The following is a 16,266-nucleotide window of genomic DNA, read 5'->3' on the forward strand; positions in this document are numbered from 1 at the left end:
CTACGAAACGTCTTGCCCGCGATAGCCCCGATATAGGGATGCGACGTCGGTAACGTAACCCCGCAAAGCCCTGTTGCCGCGCCCTGTTGCCGCGCCGTGACCGCCCGCCCCGCTCGGCAACCGCACGTTTCAGGACCGGTCGCCGACCCGCCCCGCCCATTCCCTCCTCCGCCTCGCACTCCCGCCCAAATAGTAAACGCCGGTTAACCCGTTGTTCGGCCGAACTGCTTCTACGCACTGCCCCGTAACGTAAAGCCCGGAACTATCATTTCGCATCCGCAGCAACGATCAACAGACCGTTTCTTGACAAAAGCCATGATTCTTCTTGGCGCATCGGGATCGGGTCGCGCAATGCAACTGATGCAATATCTGGACAATATCAAATCGTTACAACGCAAGATTGCGTTGATCGCGGGGCTTTGCCTCACTGCAACGGTCGTCATCCTCGTCACCGTGGGCGCGCTGTTCGCCTGGGGGTCGCACGCCTTTGTCAGCCGCGAGGTCGGCACCATCGTCAGCAGCCAGGCCAAGACGATGCTCCAGAACCGCGCCGAGGTGGAGGCCCAGGGGGTCAAGACCGCGCTCGACGTCGCCTTCGACGCCGCGCGCACCACCGCGCACAGCTTCGCCGTGCTCGCCGGCGGCGGCGCGGGCGGCACCGGCGCGGGTCAGCGCCGCACCCAGTTCAACGCGCTCCTGCGCCATGTGCTCGAACAGAATCCCACCTTCAACGGCACCTATTCGGCGTGGGAACCCAATGCGATCGACGGTGCCGACAGCGGCTTCGTCAACAATCACGCGATGGGGTCGGACGCCACCGGCCGCTTCCTCGCCTATTGGACGCGCGGCGCGAACGGCAATGTCGCGATCCAGCCGCTCGTCGAATATGACAGCGCCGAACGCCATCCCAACGGGCTGATGAAGGGCGGCTGGTATCTCGGCCCCAAGGCGAACGGCGAGGAAAGCATCCTCGGCCCGCTCCCCTACACCGTTCAGGGCCGGCGCGTGTTCCTCGCCACCATGTCGGTGCCGATCGTCGTGAACGGCCGCTTCATGGGCGTCGCGGGCAGCGACTATAATCTCGACTTCCTGCAACAGGTCGCGACCAAGACCAGCGCCTCGCTCTTCTCGGGCAAGGCCGTGGTGCTGATCGTCAACGACACCGGCCTCATCGCCGCCAACAGCGCCGCGCCCGACACGATCGGCAAGTCGGCCGCCTCGGTCGATCCGCGCTGGGCGCAGCTCGCCGAAACGGTCAAGTCGGGCCAGGCCAAGGTCGTCGACGATCCCAACCAGAAGAATGTCGACGTCTATTCGCCGATCACGCTCGGGCGCAGCAAGACGCCCTGGTCGGTGGTGATCTCGGTCCCGCGCGAACTCGTGCTCGCCCAGGCCGATTCGCTCAGCGCCTCGCTCAGCGCGCGCGCCGTGTCGAGCATGGTGTGGCAGTTGCTGATCGGCATCGCCGTCGCGGTCGCCGCCGTGTTCGGGATCGCCGTCGCCGCACGGCGCATCGCCCAGCCGATCAGCCAGTGCGCCGATTTCGCCAACGGCATCGCCCGCGAACGGATGGACCAGGTGCTCGCCATCCATCAGGCGGACGAGGTCGGCACGCTCGCCGAGGCGCTGCGCAAGATGCAGGAGGACATCAAGTCCAACATCGCGCGCCGCGCCGACGAGGCGGCCAAGACCGAATTCGTCGTCGAAACCGTCTCGTCCAGCCTCGGCGGGCTGTCGCAGGGCGACCTCACGGTCGACATCACCGCGGCATTCCCGCCGGAATATGAAGGGCTCAAGGACAATTTCAACACCGCGCTCGGCAGCCTGCGCGGCCTGATCGGCGCGGTCGGCGAGAGCGCGGCGACGATCCGCAACGGCTCGGTCGAGATCGCCCAGGCGTCGGAGGATCTCGCCCGCCGCACCGAAAGCAACGCCGCCAGCCTCGAAGAGACGAGCGCCGCGCTCGCCCAGGTCGACTCGCGGCTCAAGGCAAGCGCGATCGCCTCGAACGAAACGCTGTCGCGTGCCGATCAGGCGATCTCGACCGTCAACGACGGCCGCAACGTCGCCGAAGAGGCGATGCAGGCGATGTCGCGCGTCAGCACCAGCGCCGAGGGCATCGACAGCGTGATCGAGGGGCTCGACAAGATCGCGTTCCAGACGCGCGTGCTCGCGATGAACGCGGCGGTCGAGGCGGGTCGCGCCGGCGATGCCGGCCGCGGCTTCGCGGTCGTCGCCGATCTCGTCTCGGCGCTCGCCCGCCGCTCGGAGGACGAGGCGCGCGCCGCCCGCGAACAGCTCACCGCGACCCAGACCGACATCGCCGCGGCGGTGCAGGCGGTGCGCAAGGTCGATGCCGCGTTCGTCGGCATCTCGGGCGATGTCGAGGCGGTGCACGGGCTGCTCGGCACGATGGCGGCGGACAGCCGCGCCCAGTCGGCGTCGATGACCGAGATCAGCGCCGCGATCGGCGCGATGGACCAGTCGACGCAGCAGAATGCCGCGATGGTCGAACAGACCTCGGCCGCCGCGCGCAACCTCACCTCGGAGGTCAAGTCGCTCACCGAACAGGCGGAGAGCTTCACCGTCGAAAAGCCCGGCCACGCGGCCACGCGCCGGCACCTGCCCGCGCACGCCGCCCACGCCACGCACGGCGAATACGCCTTCGCCTGACCGGCGATCGGGCGTCGCCACGCGCCGTCGAAGGGCGCGGGAGGAGCAATCCCCCCGCGCCCTTTGTCGTGGGCAGCCCCCCCCCCGGGGGCAGCACCCGCGGGGCAGCACCCCGGCCCTCCGAACGCGATGCGACGCGCCGCCCCGCCGCCGATCCGCGCGCGAAACCCGCACCGGCCCGGCGCGTTGGGACGCCGCATGACGCACCCGCGACCGGCTGTTCCCGCCGCCCCGGCCCCGCCCGCTGCGACCGGCGACGCCACCGCCGACGCCACCACCGACGCCGCGGCCGACGCGTTCCGCCGCCACCCGGGGCTGCGCGATGCGCTTGCCGCCTATTGCGCCGAGGTGGCGCTCGTCGCCCCGGCGGGCTGGCCGATCAACAAGCTGTTCAACCAGCTCGGCCGCTATCTCGTCGGCTATTTCCTGATCCATCATCACCGCGACTGGGCGCGCCATGGCGGCCCGCTGCCCACGCTTGCCCGGCTTCAGCAAAGCTGCCCGCTCAGTCCGCGCCAGACCGCCGGGATCGTCGCGGGGCTGCGCGCCGGGCGGCTGGTCGAAACGCGCGCCGCACCCGCGGGCCGTGCGCGCATCCTCGTCCCCGCCCCTGCGGTGACCGAACAGATTGCGGCGTCGATGCTCGCCTATCTGCGCGCGGTCGATCGGCTCCAGCCCGCTTGCGCGCCGCGCGCGCCCGCGATCGCCGCCGATCCGCAGCGCCAGGACGAGCTGGTCTATCGCTCGGCGGCCGCGCTGATCGCCGATCCGGCGCTGCTCGATCCCTATCCGCGCGTGGTCGCGTTCGCGCGGCGCGACTGCGGCTATCTCGTGCTCGCGGCGGTGATGGCGGCGGTCTATGCGGTCGCGGCGGGAAAGGCGCCGCCGTCGCTCTCCTATCGGCGGCTCGCCGATCATTTCCGGCTGTCGCGATCGCATATCGGCAATCTGCTCGGCGCCGCGACGCGCGCGGGCTGGATCACCACCGATGCGCACGGCCGCCTCGTCGCCGCCGACCCCGCCTTCGTCGCCGAGTTCGAACGCTGGAGCGCGTGGCAGCTCGCGCATCACGCCGCGCTTGCCGACGCGATCCTCGCCGATCGTACCGCCCCGGGCTGACCCGCCCCCGACTCCGGGCTCCCGGCTCCCGGCTCGCGGCCCGGCTGCGGCGCTATGCCGCGCCCAGCCAGCCGCCGCGAAAGCCCGCGCGCGTCAGCCCGTCGCGGATCGCGGGGTGGCCGCGCATGTGCCGCCACACCAGCGCGCTTTGATGGTTGGCGATCATCGTCAGGATCGGCCCCTGGTCGATCCCCAGATATTCGTCGTCGAACCAGCCGAGATGCAGGTCGATCTTGCCCTTCTCGACGCGCAGCCCCACCGCGTCGGCGCCCGCCAGCGTGGGGTTGAAGCTGTCCAGAAAGCCATAACGGCCATAGAGCAGCCGCCCATAGCGCGCGTGCATCGCGTGCGCGCACGGCACGACGATCTCGGGCGCGAACGCGATCGAGCCGAGCGCCGCCGTCGGCGCGATCGTGCCGTCGTCGAATTCGTCGGGCAGCCCCAGCGGCCCGCGCGCCGAATAGGTGCGGAAACTGCGCGGCGCGCCCGCGATCTTCCACGTGCCGCCCAGCGGGCCGTCGCACGCGGTCAGCCCCCAGATGTCGGCCGAATAATGGCGCCAGCCCATCGGGTTGCGGATCGCATAGTCGCGCTGCGCATAGGTCGCGCGGCGGCTGTTCTCGAAATAGTCGAAACCGGCCTCGCGCATCGCGGCGTCGCGGATGCCGCGGAAATCGATCCAGCCATGGCTGTACTGGTGGCCGAAATGCGGCCCGAACGCCAGGTGGCGCGTCGCCCCGCTGCCGCGCCAGCTATGCGGATAGGTCGCGCACCATGCGTCCCAGGCGTCGGCGCTCAGCCGGTGCGCCGGGTCGGGCGCGCCCAGCCCCAGCACATAGACGAGCATCGCCTCGTTATAGCCCTTCCAGTCGGACGGGATGAACCCGCGCTCGGGATGCCATCCCATGCACACCAGCGGCGCGCGCGCCTGCATCCAGCGCCAGTCGATCCGGGCATAGAGCCGGTCGGCCAGGTCGCGCACCTCGCGCTCGGCGGCGGTGTTGCGGTCGAAATAGCGCGCGGCGAACAGCACGCCGCCCATCAGCAGCGCGGTGTCGACCGACGACAGCTCGCTCCGTCCGAAGCGGTGGCCGCGCGTCATGTCGAGGAAATGATAAAAGAAGCCCTTGTGGCCGCTCACGCCCTCGGCGGCGTCGCCCTGCGGCGCGTTCCACAGGAAGCGCAGCGTCGCCAGCGTGCGCGTCAGCGCGGCGCTGCGGCCGATCCAGCCATGCTCGACCCCGATCGGATAGGCGGTCAGCGCAAAGCCGGTGGCGGCGATGCTGCAAAAGCCTGCGCTCGGCCAGCGGTCGGGGGCCAGCCCGTTGGCGGCGTTGGTGGTTTCCCAGAAATAGCGAAAGGTCCGCTCGGCGGTGCGCGCGATCAGCGGGTCGCGCGCGGGTGCGGCGACCGCGTTCGCGGCCTTGGCGGTCGCGGCGGCGGCGATCAGCATCGGCGTGACGCGCACCAGGGTCCGGCGGGAAATCATGATGTCGTTGTTCTCCGTCCAAAAAAAGGGGCGGGACCGGCAAAGGGGGCCAGGCCGGTCCCGCCCTGAGGAGAGAGCAGGTTAGAAGCTGAAGCCGGCCGACAGCTTGAACGTGCGCGGCGGATAGCCTCCGGTCTCGAAATTGGGGTTGAGCTTGCCGAAGTTCGGCGAATTGCCGTCATCGTTGTACGACGTGAAGTTCGCCGTGTTGAACACGTTCAGCACGTCGACGCGCACGCGCATCGCCGCCTCGCTCGACACGAAGTGCAGCGGGATCGACTTGCTCAGCGCAAAGTCGACCTGGCGGAACGCCCACAGGTCGCCCAGGATGAACGGGCGCTTGTTGTCGCCCTCGATCACGCGCGGCCCCTGGTCGGTCGTGCCATAGACATAGACCGGCGAACGCAGCTGCAGCTTGGCCGATGCGGTCAGGCCCCAGGGCAGGTCCGCGCTGCCCGCCATGACGATGCGGTGCTTCGAAACACCCGTCGAACGCAGCGTCGGATAGTCATAGATCGACGGGTAATCGAGCGAGTAATGCTCACCCGACTTCCGGCTCTCGGTCGCCTCGGTATAGGTGTAGACGAAGTTCAGGCTCCACGGCGAGCTCGCCGTATAGTCCTTCTCCAGCTTGAAATAGGCCGAGTCCGCGTCGGTCTTGATGCCGTTCGTGCCCAGGATGATCGCCCCGAATCCGGGCGGTGCGAAGCCCCAGGGCTGGGTGTTGAACTGCGTGCCCGGCGCAAAGAAGGTGCCGTCGGGCCGGCGGTTGCCGAGCAGCCACGCAAAGCCGTCGCGGCTGGCGATGTGGGTATAGCCGATTTCCGGCCGCCACATGCCCAGCTTGCCGCGCACGCCCAGGCTGAACTGGTCCGAATACGGCACCTTCAGGTCGTTGTTGATGAACGTCAGCTCGCGCCCGCCGCCGGTGGTCGAGGTGGCAAGCGTCGCCAGCCCCGCCGGGGTCAGATAGTTCGGATCCCACGCCACGCAGCTCGCATTGGCACAGCTATGCGCCGGGTCGCCGTTGTTGAACTGGAAGCCCAGCGTGCGGAACGCGCCGCTGTTGCGCTCGATCTGCAGGTAATCGAACTGGTTGCGGTCATACGAACGGCCATAGCCGCCGAACAGCGTGAAGCGGCGGTCGGCGTCGAGCGCATAGCTGAAGCCGATGCGCGGCTGGAACGCGCCCGTGAACGCCTTCCGCTCCTTGCCGGTCGAGATATAGTCCGCGATCCGGTAATCGGCGTTGACAAGGTTGGGATAGTTGGCGGGCGAAACCGCCGCCACCGCGTCCGCCGGCGTCACCCAGTTGAGGTAGGACGGCGTGCGCTCGTAATCCCAGCGGATGCCCGCGTTGATCGTCAGCCGGCTGGTCACGTCCCAGTCGTCCTGGATGTACAGGCCGAGCTGGAAGTTGTTCGACCGCACCGAACCGTCGCCGATGCCCGGCACCGGCACGCCGAACTTCACCTGCCACGGCACCGTCGCCGAATAATCGAGGTTGTAATAGAATTGCGGGTTCAGCGAATTGCGCTCGAGCGCGTTCAGCTTCACCCACTTGGTCTTGAAGCCCAGCTTGATCGCGTGGCCGGAAAAGCCGGTATAGGTAAAGTCGTCCTGGAAGGTCCAGCCCTTCTGGCCCTTGTTCTGGTAATTGGCCGACGCGCCATAGTTGAGCAACAGGTCCTGCCGGCTGTTCTGCAGGACGAAACCGTTGCCGAACGCGGTCGGGCGCGGGCTCCACTTGACGTCCTCGTAAGACAGCTTGGCGTCGTTGATCCAGCTGTCGGCGGTGTGCTGGTAACGCAGCAGCGCGCGCTTTTCCTTGACCTCGTTGATCGAGGTATAGCTCTGCGCGGTCTGGCCGCTGTTCCAGTCGATCCCGTCCTCGTTGCGCACCTTGACCGAAAGCTCGATCAGGTCGCGGTCGGTCGGCACGATGTCGATCTTGCCGAAATACAGGTCCTCGTTGAACTTGCGGTTGAAGTTGCCGAACACGCCCTGCAGGTCGCTGGGATAATCGGTGATCGCGCGGCCCTGCGCCGGGGTCACTTCCACCGGCACGCGGTTGCGCTTGCCCTCATACGCGCCGAAGAAGTGCATCACGTCGCGCACGATCGGCCCGCCCAGCGAAACGCCGAACTGCATGTCGCGCGTCTCGGTCTTGTCGCCGCCCTGCGACTTTTCCAGCGCCGTGCGCGAACGCAGGTCCTGGTTGGTGAAGTCGAAGAACGCGTCGCCGTGGAACTCGTTGGTGCCCGACTTGGTCACCGCGGTGATCGCCACCGAGCTCACCTGGTCGAACTCGGCCTTGTAGTTCGAACTGATGACGCGATACTCGCCGATCGCCGACTGCGGGAACGGGTTGCCGTTCGAGCTGTCCTGGCCGGTGATGCCGCTCTTCAGCACATAGTCCTTCTGGCCGACGCCGTCGATGAAGACGTTGACCGAACGGCTCGCCTGCGCGCCGCCCTTGATCGAGACGTTGCCGTTGTCGCCGGTCTCGAGCGAAACCCCCGGCGCCAGGTCGGCAAAGGCCAGGAAGTTGCGGTTGTTCTGCGGCAGCGTGTCGATCATCCGCTGGGTGATCGTCGCGCCCACTTCGCCGCCCTGCAGCGTGCGGATGCGCGCGCCGGTGACGATGATCTCGTCGCCCGCGGGCGCGGTCGCGTCGGCGCCGGTATCGGCGGCCGCGCCGTTCGCGGCGGGCGCCGCGGGCGCGGTCAGGTCGATGTCGAGCTGCGCGCTCTGCCCGACGGTCAGCGTGAAATTGTCGGTGTTGCGCGTGCCCGCGGGCGTCTCGATCGTCAGGCGATAGGTGCCCGGACGCAGCGACGCGAACAGATAGCTGCCGTCAGCGTTTACCGTCGCATTGAAGCGATAGTTGGTGCTCACCTCGGTCGCCGTGACCGAACGCACCTCCACCGGCGCACCCGCCTGCGTCACGCGGCCGCGCAGGCTCGCCTGGCTCTGCTGCGCCTGCACCGGCGTCGCCATCGTCGCGCCGAGCGCGGTGCCCAGCATCAGTGCGGTGGCGATCGCGATCCGGCGGCGCGCCGTACCGGCGGTGCGACCCGTCCCGGTGCGATGCCCGCCATTCCCCTTGCGGTTCATCATCTTGTTGTTTTCCTTCCCTTGGGTGAGCGTCATTGACCTGCGCTCGTGGTTGCGCGCGCCACGATCTCGGGCGCGTGTAGTTCGGTGGTGGCCGCCGCCGGATCGTCCTTCATCCGGGCGATCAGGCGGCGCACGGCCAGCGCGCCGATTTCCGCGATGCGCACGCGCATCGTCGTAAGCTGGAGGTAACGGGCGATCGGAATGTCGTCGAAACCCGCCACCGCGATCGTGCCCGGCACGTCGACGCCCGCCTCGCGCAGCGTCTGCATGCACCCGATCGCCATCATGTCGTTCGCCGCGAACACCGCGTCGATGCGCTGGCGCCCCGCGATCAGCGCGCGCGCCGCCGCCGCCCCGGCTTCCTCGGTGAAATCGCCGGGCAGCACCAGCGGCTGGTCGATCCCGGCATGGCGCCGCATCGACAGGCGAAATCCCGCCAGCCGCTCCTCGGCGTCCAGGTTGCCCGCCGGTCCGGCGATGTGCGCGATGTTGCGCCGCCCGGTCGCCAGCAGGTGGCGGACCATCGTGTCGGCGCCGCCGACATTGTCGACCAGCAGCGCGGGCGTGCCGCGGTCGGCGCGGCAATTGACCAGCACCGCGGGCACGTTGGGCGGCATGTTCGCCATCAGCGCGGCGGCGTCCAGATGCGGCGCCATCACCACCAGCCCGTCGACGCGGCCGCGCATCGAACGCAGCGCGTCGCCCGCCTGCGCCAGGTCGGCATGCATGTTCGACAGCAGCAACAGGAACTTGCGCGCGCGCGCCTCGGTATCCATCCCGCGCACGATTTCGGAAAAGAACTCGCCGTGCAGGTCGGGCAGCACCACGCCGATCGCGTGTGCGCGCGCCATGCTCAGGCTGCGCGCGCCCGCGTGCGGCACATAGCCCAGCCGGGCGGCGGCGGCGAGCACGCGCTCGCGCGTTTCGGGAAGCACATTGTCGGCGCCGTTGAGCGCACGCGACACCGATGCGACCGATACCTGCGCCTCGCGCGCGACATCCCGAATCGTGGCCTGCGCCATGCCCTTCAATCTCCCTGCCCCGCGCATGTCGTCTGCGCTGCGGCTGTGAACGCACCGAACCGGGCAATCGCGCAATCCGGTGCATGAAACCGGTTGCACTCCCGCCGGTGCTGCATGCTATGTAACCGGTTACATGAAACAGCCCAAGCAAAAAATGCGCGGGCCTTTCAGCGCGGTGGCGCTATCCGCCGCGATTCAGGGAGAGGGAGACGATTTGATGGAACAGCTACGGATCTCGCGGCGGGCGGCGCTGATGGGGGCGGCCGCCGTCACCGCCTGGGCGGCCAGCCCGGCGCGGGCGCTGATCCGGGCGGCGGCGGACGCGCCCGTGCCCGCCTTTGTCGATGCGCTGCTCGCGCGCATGACCGTCGAGGAAAAGGCGGGTCAGCTCACGCTCAACGCCGCCGCCTGGGGCGGGGCCGCCGCGACCGCGCTCAACCCGCCCACTGCGGGCGCGACCTTCGACGAACAGCTCGACCAGGTGCGTCGCGGCCATCTCACCGGCGTGTTCAACGGCAACGGCTCCGAAATGGCGAAGCGGATGCAGACGGTCGCGATGCGCGAATCGCGGCTCAGGATCCCGCTGATCTTCGCGGCCGACATCATCCACGGCCACCGCACCGTGTTCCCCGTGCCGCTCGGCGAGGTTGCGAGCTGGGAACCCGAAGTCGCCGAACGCACCGCGCGCGTCGCCGCGACCGAGGCGGCGGCGGCGGGCATCGACTGGACCTTCTCGCCGATGGTCGACGTCGCGCGCGACGCGCGCTGGGGTCGCGGGGTCGAGGGCGGCGGCGAGGACGTGCTGCTCAACCGGCTGTTCGCGGTCGCGCGCGTCCATGGCTTCCAGGGTGCGCGGCTGACCGATCGCGACGCGGTGATGGCCTGTGCCAAGCATTTCGCCGCCTATGGCGCGGCCGAGGCGGGGCTCGACTATAACAGCGTCGACGTGTCCGAACGCACGCTGCGCGAAATCTATTTCCCGCCCTTCCAGGCGGCGTTCGACGCGGGCGCGCTGTCGGCGATGGCGTCGTTCAACGAATTGTCGGGCGTGCCCGCGACGGGCAATCGCTGGCTGCTCGACGACGTGCTGCGGCGCGAATGGGGCTTCGGCGGCATCGTCGTCTCCGACTATACCGGCGACGAGGAGATGATCGCGCACGGCTTTGCCCGCGACGCGCGCGACGCGACGCGGCTGGCGATGCTCGCGGGCGTCGACATGTCGATGCAGAGCGGCCTCTACATGAAGTATCTGCCCGATCTGGTGCAGGCGGGCGACGTGCCGATGGCGCGGCTCGACCAGGCGGTGCGCCGCGTGCTCGCGGTCAAGGCGCGGCTGGGGCTGTTCGACGATCCGTTCCGCCGCATCGACCCGCGCCGCGAAAAGGCGGTGGTGCTGTCGAAGGCGCATCGCGAGGTCGCGCGCGAGGCGGCGCGGCGCTCGGTCGTGCTGTTGCGCAACGAAGGCGATCTGCTCCCGCTCGCCCGCGACCGCAAGGTCGCGCTGATCGGTCCGTTCGCCTCGGGCCAGCACGATCTGGTCGGACCGTGGTGCGTCTATGGCGACGATGCCCAGGCGGTCGATCTCGCCACCGGCATGCGCGCCGCGGCGGCCAATCCGTCGCTCGTCACGGTGACGCCGGGCTCGGGGATCGAACAGCCGCTCGCGGGCGGGATCGAGGCGGCCGTTGCCGCCGCGCGCGCCGCCGATATCGTCGTGCTCGCGATCGGCGAGGGCGCGCGCATGTCGGGCGAGGCGCAGTCGGTCACCGACATCGTCGTCCCCGCGCCGCAGATGGCGCTGGCCGAAGCCGTCGCGGCGACGGGCAAGCCGATCGTCGTCGTGCTCAAGAACGGCCGCGCGCTCGCGCTGGCGGGCGCGGTCGCGCAGGCGCCGGCGATCCTGGTGAGCTGGTTCCTCGGCACCGAAACCGGCACCGCGCTCGCCGACATCCTCTACGGCGCGCACAGCCCGTCGGGGCGCCTGCCGATCAGCTTCCCGCGCGCGGCGGGCCAGGTGCCCTATTATTACAGCCACAAGCAGACCGGGCGCCCCAATCCCGACGGCCCGCTCGCCGAATACAAGACGCACTATCGCGGCATCCCCAATTCGGCGCTCTATCCGTTCGGGCACGGGCTGACCTACAGCCGGATCGACTATGCCGATCTGCGTCACGAACCGACGCTCGCCTGGGACGGCACGCTCACCGTCGAGGCGACGGTGCGCAACACCGGGTCGCGCGCGGCCGAGGAGGTGGTTCAGCTCTATATCCGCGATCGCGCCGCCAGCATCACGCGGCCGGTGCGCGAGCTGAAGGCGTTCCGCAAGGTCGCGCTCAAGCCGGGCGAGGCGACGACGGTGCGCTTCACGCTGCGCCGCGACGATCTGCGCTTCGTCGGTCGCGACAATCACTGGACGGCCGAACCGGGCCGCTTCGACCTGTGGGTCGCTCCCTCAGCGGAGGCCGACGGGCTGCACGGCAGCTTCGATCTGGCCGCCGCCTGACCCACGGTCCCCCGCCTCGCCGCCGCCCCCCTGGCGGCGGGGCGGGTTCGGGCCGGGCGGGTTCGGGCGCACTGCCCTCCTGCCCGCCCTCCTGCCCGCCCTCCTGCCGCCGGCCTTCCCGCCGGCCTGACCGCGCGCGGGGTCAGCGGCGCAGCGGGTTGGCGAACATCAGCGCCACCGATGCCGCGATGCCGGTCAGCGGCACCAGCGCCACCGCCAGCGCCAGCGCGGCGATCGTCGCGGGCGCCTGCGCGCCGTGGCCGTGCCAGCCGATCGCGCTCAGCACCAGCCCGAACAGCCCCGTCGCCAGCCCCATCGCGATGCGCTGGAGCAGCGCGGCGAGCCCGAACACGCCGCCTTCCAGCCGCATCCCGCTCGCGCGCGCGCCCCATTCGACCGTGTTGGGCAGCATCGCCCAGAACACGATGTGCATCCCGATCAGCAGCAGTTGCGCCGCCGCCAGGAACAGCCGCATCTCGCCGACGCGCTGCGCCGGGGCCAGCGCGAACCCCGCCAGGATCAGCATCAGCGGCACCGCGACGAGCATCCAGGTCAGGGTGCCGCCCGCGCGGCGACAGATCAGCGTCCACACCGGCACCGCCAGCGCCGCGACCAGCCCCATCGTCGCCAGCGCGCCCTGCCCCGCCGCCTCGTCGCCCAGCGCGTATTTGAAATAATAGAGCACCGACTTGGACAGGAAGGTCGCGGCGATGATCACCGCCACCATCGCGGCGTTGAGCGCGACGAAGGCGCGGTTGCCCGCCAGCGCGGCAAAGGTCGCGCGCAGCGACGGCGCGGCGGGACGCGCGGCCTCCGCTGCCGCCCCCGCTATCTCTGCCGCCCCCGCTGCCTCTGCCGCTGCCGGGCCGCTCGCGTCATCGGCGGGCACGCGTTCGGGCACCCCGCGCGCGACCGCGATCAGGATCAGCGTTCCCGCCGCCGCGAACAGCATCGCCGCCGCGGCATAGGCGGGGGCGCCCTCGCTGCCGGTCAGCCATCGGCCGATCGGCACCGTCCCCAGGCTCACCGTCACCATCGCCGCGGTGCCGAACGCCATCCGCATCCCCGCGATCAGCGCGCGGTCGCCGCTGTCGTCGCTCACGCGCGCGGTCATCGCCAGATAGGGGATGTTGACCGCGGCATAGGCGGTGCGGAACATCAGGTGCGTCGCGAACACGACGATCCCCGCCGCGCTCCCCGCCCAGCCGGGGGGCAGATAGGCAAGCGCAAAGCTCAGCCCCAGCGGCGCCGCGCCGATCATCAGGTACCGGCGATAGCCGCCGTCGCGGTGCCGGTCGGCCCATACCCCCACCGCCAGGCTCGCGACGCCGTCGAGCACCAGCGCGGCCATATAGGTCAGCGACGCCCATCCCACCGCCAGCCCCAGCGCCTCGGTGTAATAGAACAGCAGGAACAGCATCGCGCTCTGCCAATAGAGGTTGAACGCAAAGTCGCCGAACGCGAACAGCACCAGCGCCGCGCGCGGGGTGCGCGGAGCGTCGCTCATCGCGCCGCCACGCCAGGAATCGGGGCATGGACCGCGCGTTCCTCCGAACGGCGGCAATCGGCACCGGAACGGCACGAAATGGCGATGATTTTGCTCCCGAAACCCTGTTTTCGCCGGCGAACGACGTCTTTCGTCCGCCCATTGAGCCCATGATGACCGCCCCCGCCCCCGCTGACAACCGGGGGCGATCGACGCCGCGCGCCTATCCCATGGCAAGGCCCGGCCGGCCGGCATGCACCGTGAAATCGGCAAGCCGGTACGCCCCGCTTTGCGGATCGGCGGGGTTTTCCAGCCCCACGAAGCGCACCGCGCACTGATCGGCAGTGATCGTCGCCGAGGCATAGCCGCGCACCTGATTCTCGCCATAATGAAACCCGGCGACACGACCGACGGTGCGCTTGAACAGCGGATCGTGGTTCTTGCTCGTCATCGATCCCCCGACGAACTCGGCCGCGATCGGCGCCGCCTCCGGCCGATCGGGATCAAGCAGATCCGCCGCGGCAAAGGCATGGATATCGCCGCTGAACACCAGCGGATTCGCGATTTTCGCGTCCCGCCAATGCCGCAGGATACGCTCGCGCGCCGCGGGATACCCCCCCCAATTGTCGAGCGTGTAGAGATCGGGGGCCGAATCGGGATGCTGCGGGTTGAGCCGCGGGCAATCGGCCATCAGCGTCTGCTGCACGAGCACGTTCCAACGCGCGCGCGACGTTTCGAAGGCGTGGTTCAGCCAGCGCTCCTGCGCCGCCCCCAGGATCGAACGCTTCGGGTCGCGCCGTTCCGGGCAGTCCGGCACCATGGACAGGTAACGCCGGTGCTGCGCTTGCAGTTCAGGCGGCTGGCAAGGACGCGGGCTGCGATACTGGCGGTCGTCGATCAGCTGGAACGCAGCCAGGCTGCCCCATTTGAGCGTTCGGTACAGCGGCATCGCCGCCCCGTCGGGCCGGTTGGCGTACCGCAGCGGCATATGTTCCCAATAGGCCCGATAGGCAGCCGCCCGGCGGCGCAGGAACGCCGCAGGATCGCCATTGCCTTCGTCGAGGTCGTTCGCATAGTCGTTCGCGACCTCGTGATCGTCCCAGATCACGGCCCACGGCGCCACATGATGCGCCGCCTGCAACAGCGGGTCGCGCTTATAGGTCGCATAGCGCACGCGATAGCCTGCCAGGTCGAAAGGCTCGGGATTGAGGTGGATTCGAACGTCCTGCGACGGTGCATTTTCGTAGATGTAATCGCCAAGAAATAGCACCAGGTCGGGGGCTTCGGCCGCGATTAGCCGATGCGCGGCATAATGGCCCGCCTCGAACTTCTGGCACGAGCCGAAGCAGAGCCGCAACCGATCCACGCTTTCGCCGAAAGCGGGGGCAGTGCACGTCCGCGCGACCGGGCTCGCCTCGCCATTGGCGATGAACCGATACCAATAATGGCGTCCCGGCCGCAGCCCTCGAACCTCGACATGGACCGAATGTGCCCAACGCGGTTCTGCCCATGCCGTCCCATGCGCGATCAGCCGGCCGAACCCGGGATCCTCGGCGACTTCCCAGCGCACCGCCACGGCACGGGCAGGCATGCCGCCATCGTCGGCAAGCGGCTCGGGGGCAAGCCGGGTCCACAAGACCATGCCGTCCGGCATGGGCTCGCCCGACGCCACGCCCAGCGAAAACAGCGACGCCCCGGAAAAACCGGCGGCACGCGTCGCCGTGAGGATCAATCCCGCCGAGCCCGTTGCGCCGAAAGCGCGTAGCACCCCGCGACGATCAAGCCGGGTTCCGGAATCGTCTTGCATTGCAGCTGTCCTTATCGATGGAGCCGGATCTGGTTGCCGTGCCGTTCCGCACGCAGCCCGAAATTCAGCCGAACGGCGTCGAGAAATTCGGCGGGATTGTTCGTCAGAAAGCGGCCGCCCAGCCGCAGCCGGGCCGCATCCGGGTCGGCCAGGACGATGGGGGTGCGCAGATAGCGGTTATATTCGTCCACCGCCTCTGCCAGCGTCTGCCCATCGAAGATCAATTCGCCTTCAAGCCACGCGGCGCGGGCACGGATCGCATCCTCGGCAACCGGGCGCAGCGACGCCTTTCCAGCTTCAGAAACCGAAACACCCTGTCGCGGCTTCAACCACAGCGGACCGGCCGCGCCCCGCCGCGCGACCAGTTCAGCGCTGCCATTGATCGCGACAATGTCCGCCTGACCCGACGAGAGCAACCGCACGTCGAAGGCGCCGGCACCGAAGCGGATCGTCGCGGGCCCGGCGTGGAGCGCACAGCCAAGCGCGCCGGCAGCCAGATCAATATGCAGCTGGCCGCGATCGAGCCGGATCTCGATCCCCTCATCGCCGCGCCACCAGCGGAGCCGGCTGGAGGTATTCAGATCAAGGCAAGCCGCCTCGTCGACATAGAAACGTTTACGCTCGCCGATCGCGGTCTCGACATCATGGGCAGCGGCGCGCTGGATCGCGATCACCGCTCCGGCGGTGGCAGCGACAGCGCCGAGCCCGGCGGCCCGGAGCAGACGGCGACGTGCCGGACGCGGTGGGAGATCCTCGCCGACGACGCTTTCGTCTGCACGCGACACGCCGCGCGCATGCGCGAGCCGGTCGAGCTGGCGCCAGCTCTGGTTGATCCGAATGAAGGCGATGGCATGTGCCGGATCGGCGGCGCGCCAGGCTTCGAACGCCGCTCGGTCCGCGCGGCCGCAATCGAGCGCCGCCAGCCATTCAGCCGCTTCCTCCTCGATCCGCTCCTGATCCTGCCGCTCGCTCAAAAAGAACTGCCCGCCCGCCGATGTCCCGATGATCTATGTCCGATGCGCGACATCGGCGAAACCGCCATCGCGC

The 16,266-nt window shown here is 69.3% G+C and carries 9 protein-coding genes; 3 read left to right on the plus strand and 6 right to left on the minus strand.

Annotation, left to right across the window (positions count from 1 at the left end):
* Nucleotides 1–351 precede the first annotated feature (351 nt).
* Both ACT3CF_RS07410 and ACT3CF_RS07415 read left to right on the plus strand, forming a co-directional pair.
* Entirely contained in the window at nucleotides 352–2,673 is a 2,322-nt protein-coding gene (locus ACT3CF_RS07410) for a methyl-accepting chemotaxis protein (protein ID WP_478421608.1), read from the plus strand.
* Nucleotides 2,674–2,871: 198 nt separating this feature from the next.
* The gene (locus tag ACT3CF_RS07415) at nucleotides 2,872–3,792 is read left to right on the plus strand and encodes a hypothetical protein (protein ID WP_478421609.1); all 921 of its coding nucleotides are present in this window, start codon (nucleotides 2,872–2,874) and stop codon (nucleotides 3,790–3,792) included.
* Nucleotides 3,793–3,844: 52 nt separating this feature from the next.
* On the opposite strand, the gene ACT3CF_RS07420 is transcribed toward ACT3CF_RS07415, so the two are convergent.
* The 3 genes from ACT3CF_RS07420 to ACT3CF_RS07430 all read right to left on the minus strand — a co-directional run bounded on the left by ACT3CF_RS07420 (nucleotide 3,845) and on the right by ACT3CF_RS07430 (nucleotide 9,423).
* Nucleotides 3,845–5,281 carry a glucoamylase family protein gene (locus tag ACT3CF_RS07420; RefSeq protein WP_478421610.1) on the minus strand — a complete coding sequence of 479 codons (1,437 nt, stop codon included), beginning with the start codon at nucleotides 5,279–5,281 and terminating at the stop codon, nucleotides 3,845–3,847.
* A gap of 81 nt (nucleotides 5,282–5,362) precedes the next feature.
* Nucleotides 5,363–8,434, minus strand: coding sequence for a TonB-dependent receptor domain-containing protein (locus ACT3CF_RS07425; protein ID WP_478421611.1), 3,072 nt, complete (start codon nucleotides 8,432–8,434; stop codon nucleotides 5,363–5,365).
* Nucleotides 8,431–9,423 carry a LacI family DNA-binding transcriptional regulator gene (locus ACT3CF_RS07430; RefSeq protein WP_478421612.1) on the minus strand — a complete coding sequence of 331 codons (993 nt, stop codon included), beginning with the start codon at nucleotides 9,421–9,423 and terminating at the stop codon, nucleotides 8,431–8,433. The genes ACT3CF_RS07425 and ACT3CF_RS07430 overlap by 4 nt, the downstream gene beginning before the upstream one ends.
* A 217-nt stretch (nucleotides 9,424–9,640) precedes the next feature.
* Between ACT3CF_RS07430 and ACT3CF_RS07435 the strand changes: the two genes are divergently transcribed.
* Nucleotides 9,641–11,926 (plus strand): glycoside hydrolase family 3 N-terminal domain-containing protein, encoded by a 2,286-nt coding sequence (locus tag ACT3CF_RS07435; RefSeq protein ID WP_478421613.1) that lies wholly within the window; start codon nucleotides 9,641–9,643, stop codon nucleotides 11,924–11,926.
* Nucleotides 11,927–12,068: 142 nt separating this feature from the next.
* Here the strand turns inward: ACT3CF_RS07435 and ACT3CF_RS07440 are convergent, their stop codons facing one another.
* From ACT3CF_RS07440 to ACT3CF_RS07450, 3 genes are all read right to left on the minus strand, one after another.
* Nucleotides 12,069–13,433, minus strand: coding sequence for an MFS transporter (locus ACT3CF_RS07440; RefSeq protein ID WP_478421614.1), 1,365 nt, complete (start codon nucleotides 13,431–13,433; stop codon nucleotides 12,069–12,071).
* 202 nt (nucleotides 13,434–13,635) lie between these two features.
* Nucleotides 13,636–15,219 carry an alkaline phosphatase D family protein gene (locus ACT3CF_RS07445; protein WP_478421615.1) on the minus strand — a complete coding sequence of 528 codons (1,584 nt, stop codon included), beginning with the start codon at nucleotides 15,217–15,219 and terminating at the stop codon, nucleotides 13,636–13,638.
* 11 nt (nucleotides 15,220–15,230) lie between these two features.
* Nucleotides 15,231–16,193 carry a FecR family protein gene (locus tag ACT3CF_RS07450; protein ID WP_478421616.1) on the minus strand — a complete coding sequence of 321 codons (963 nt, stop codon included), beginning with the start codon at nucleotides 16,191–16,193 and terminating at the stop codon, nucleotides 15,231–15,233.
* Nucleotides 16,194–16,266: the final 73 nt, after the last annotated feature.

It is taken from the genome of Sphingomonas chlorellae (assembly GCF_056485145.1).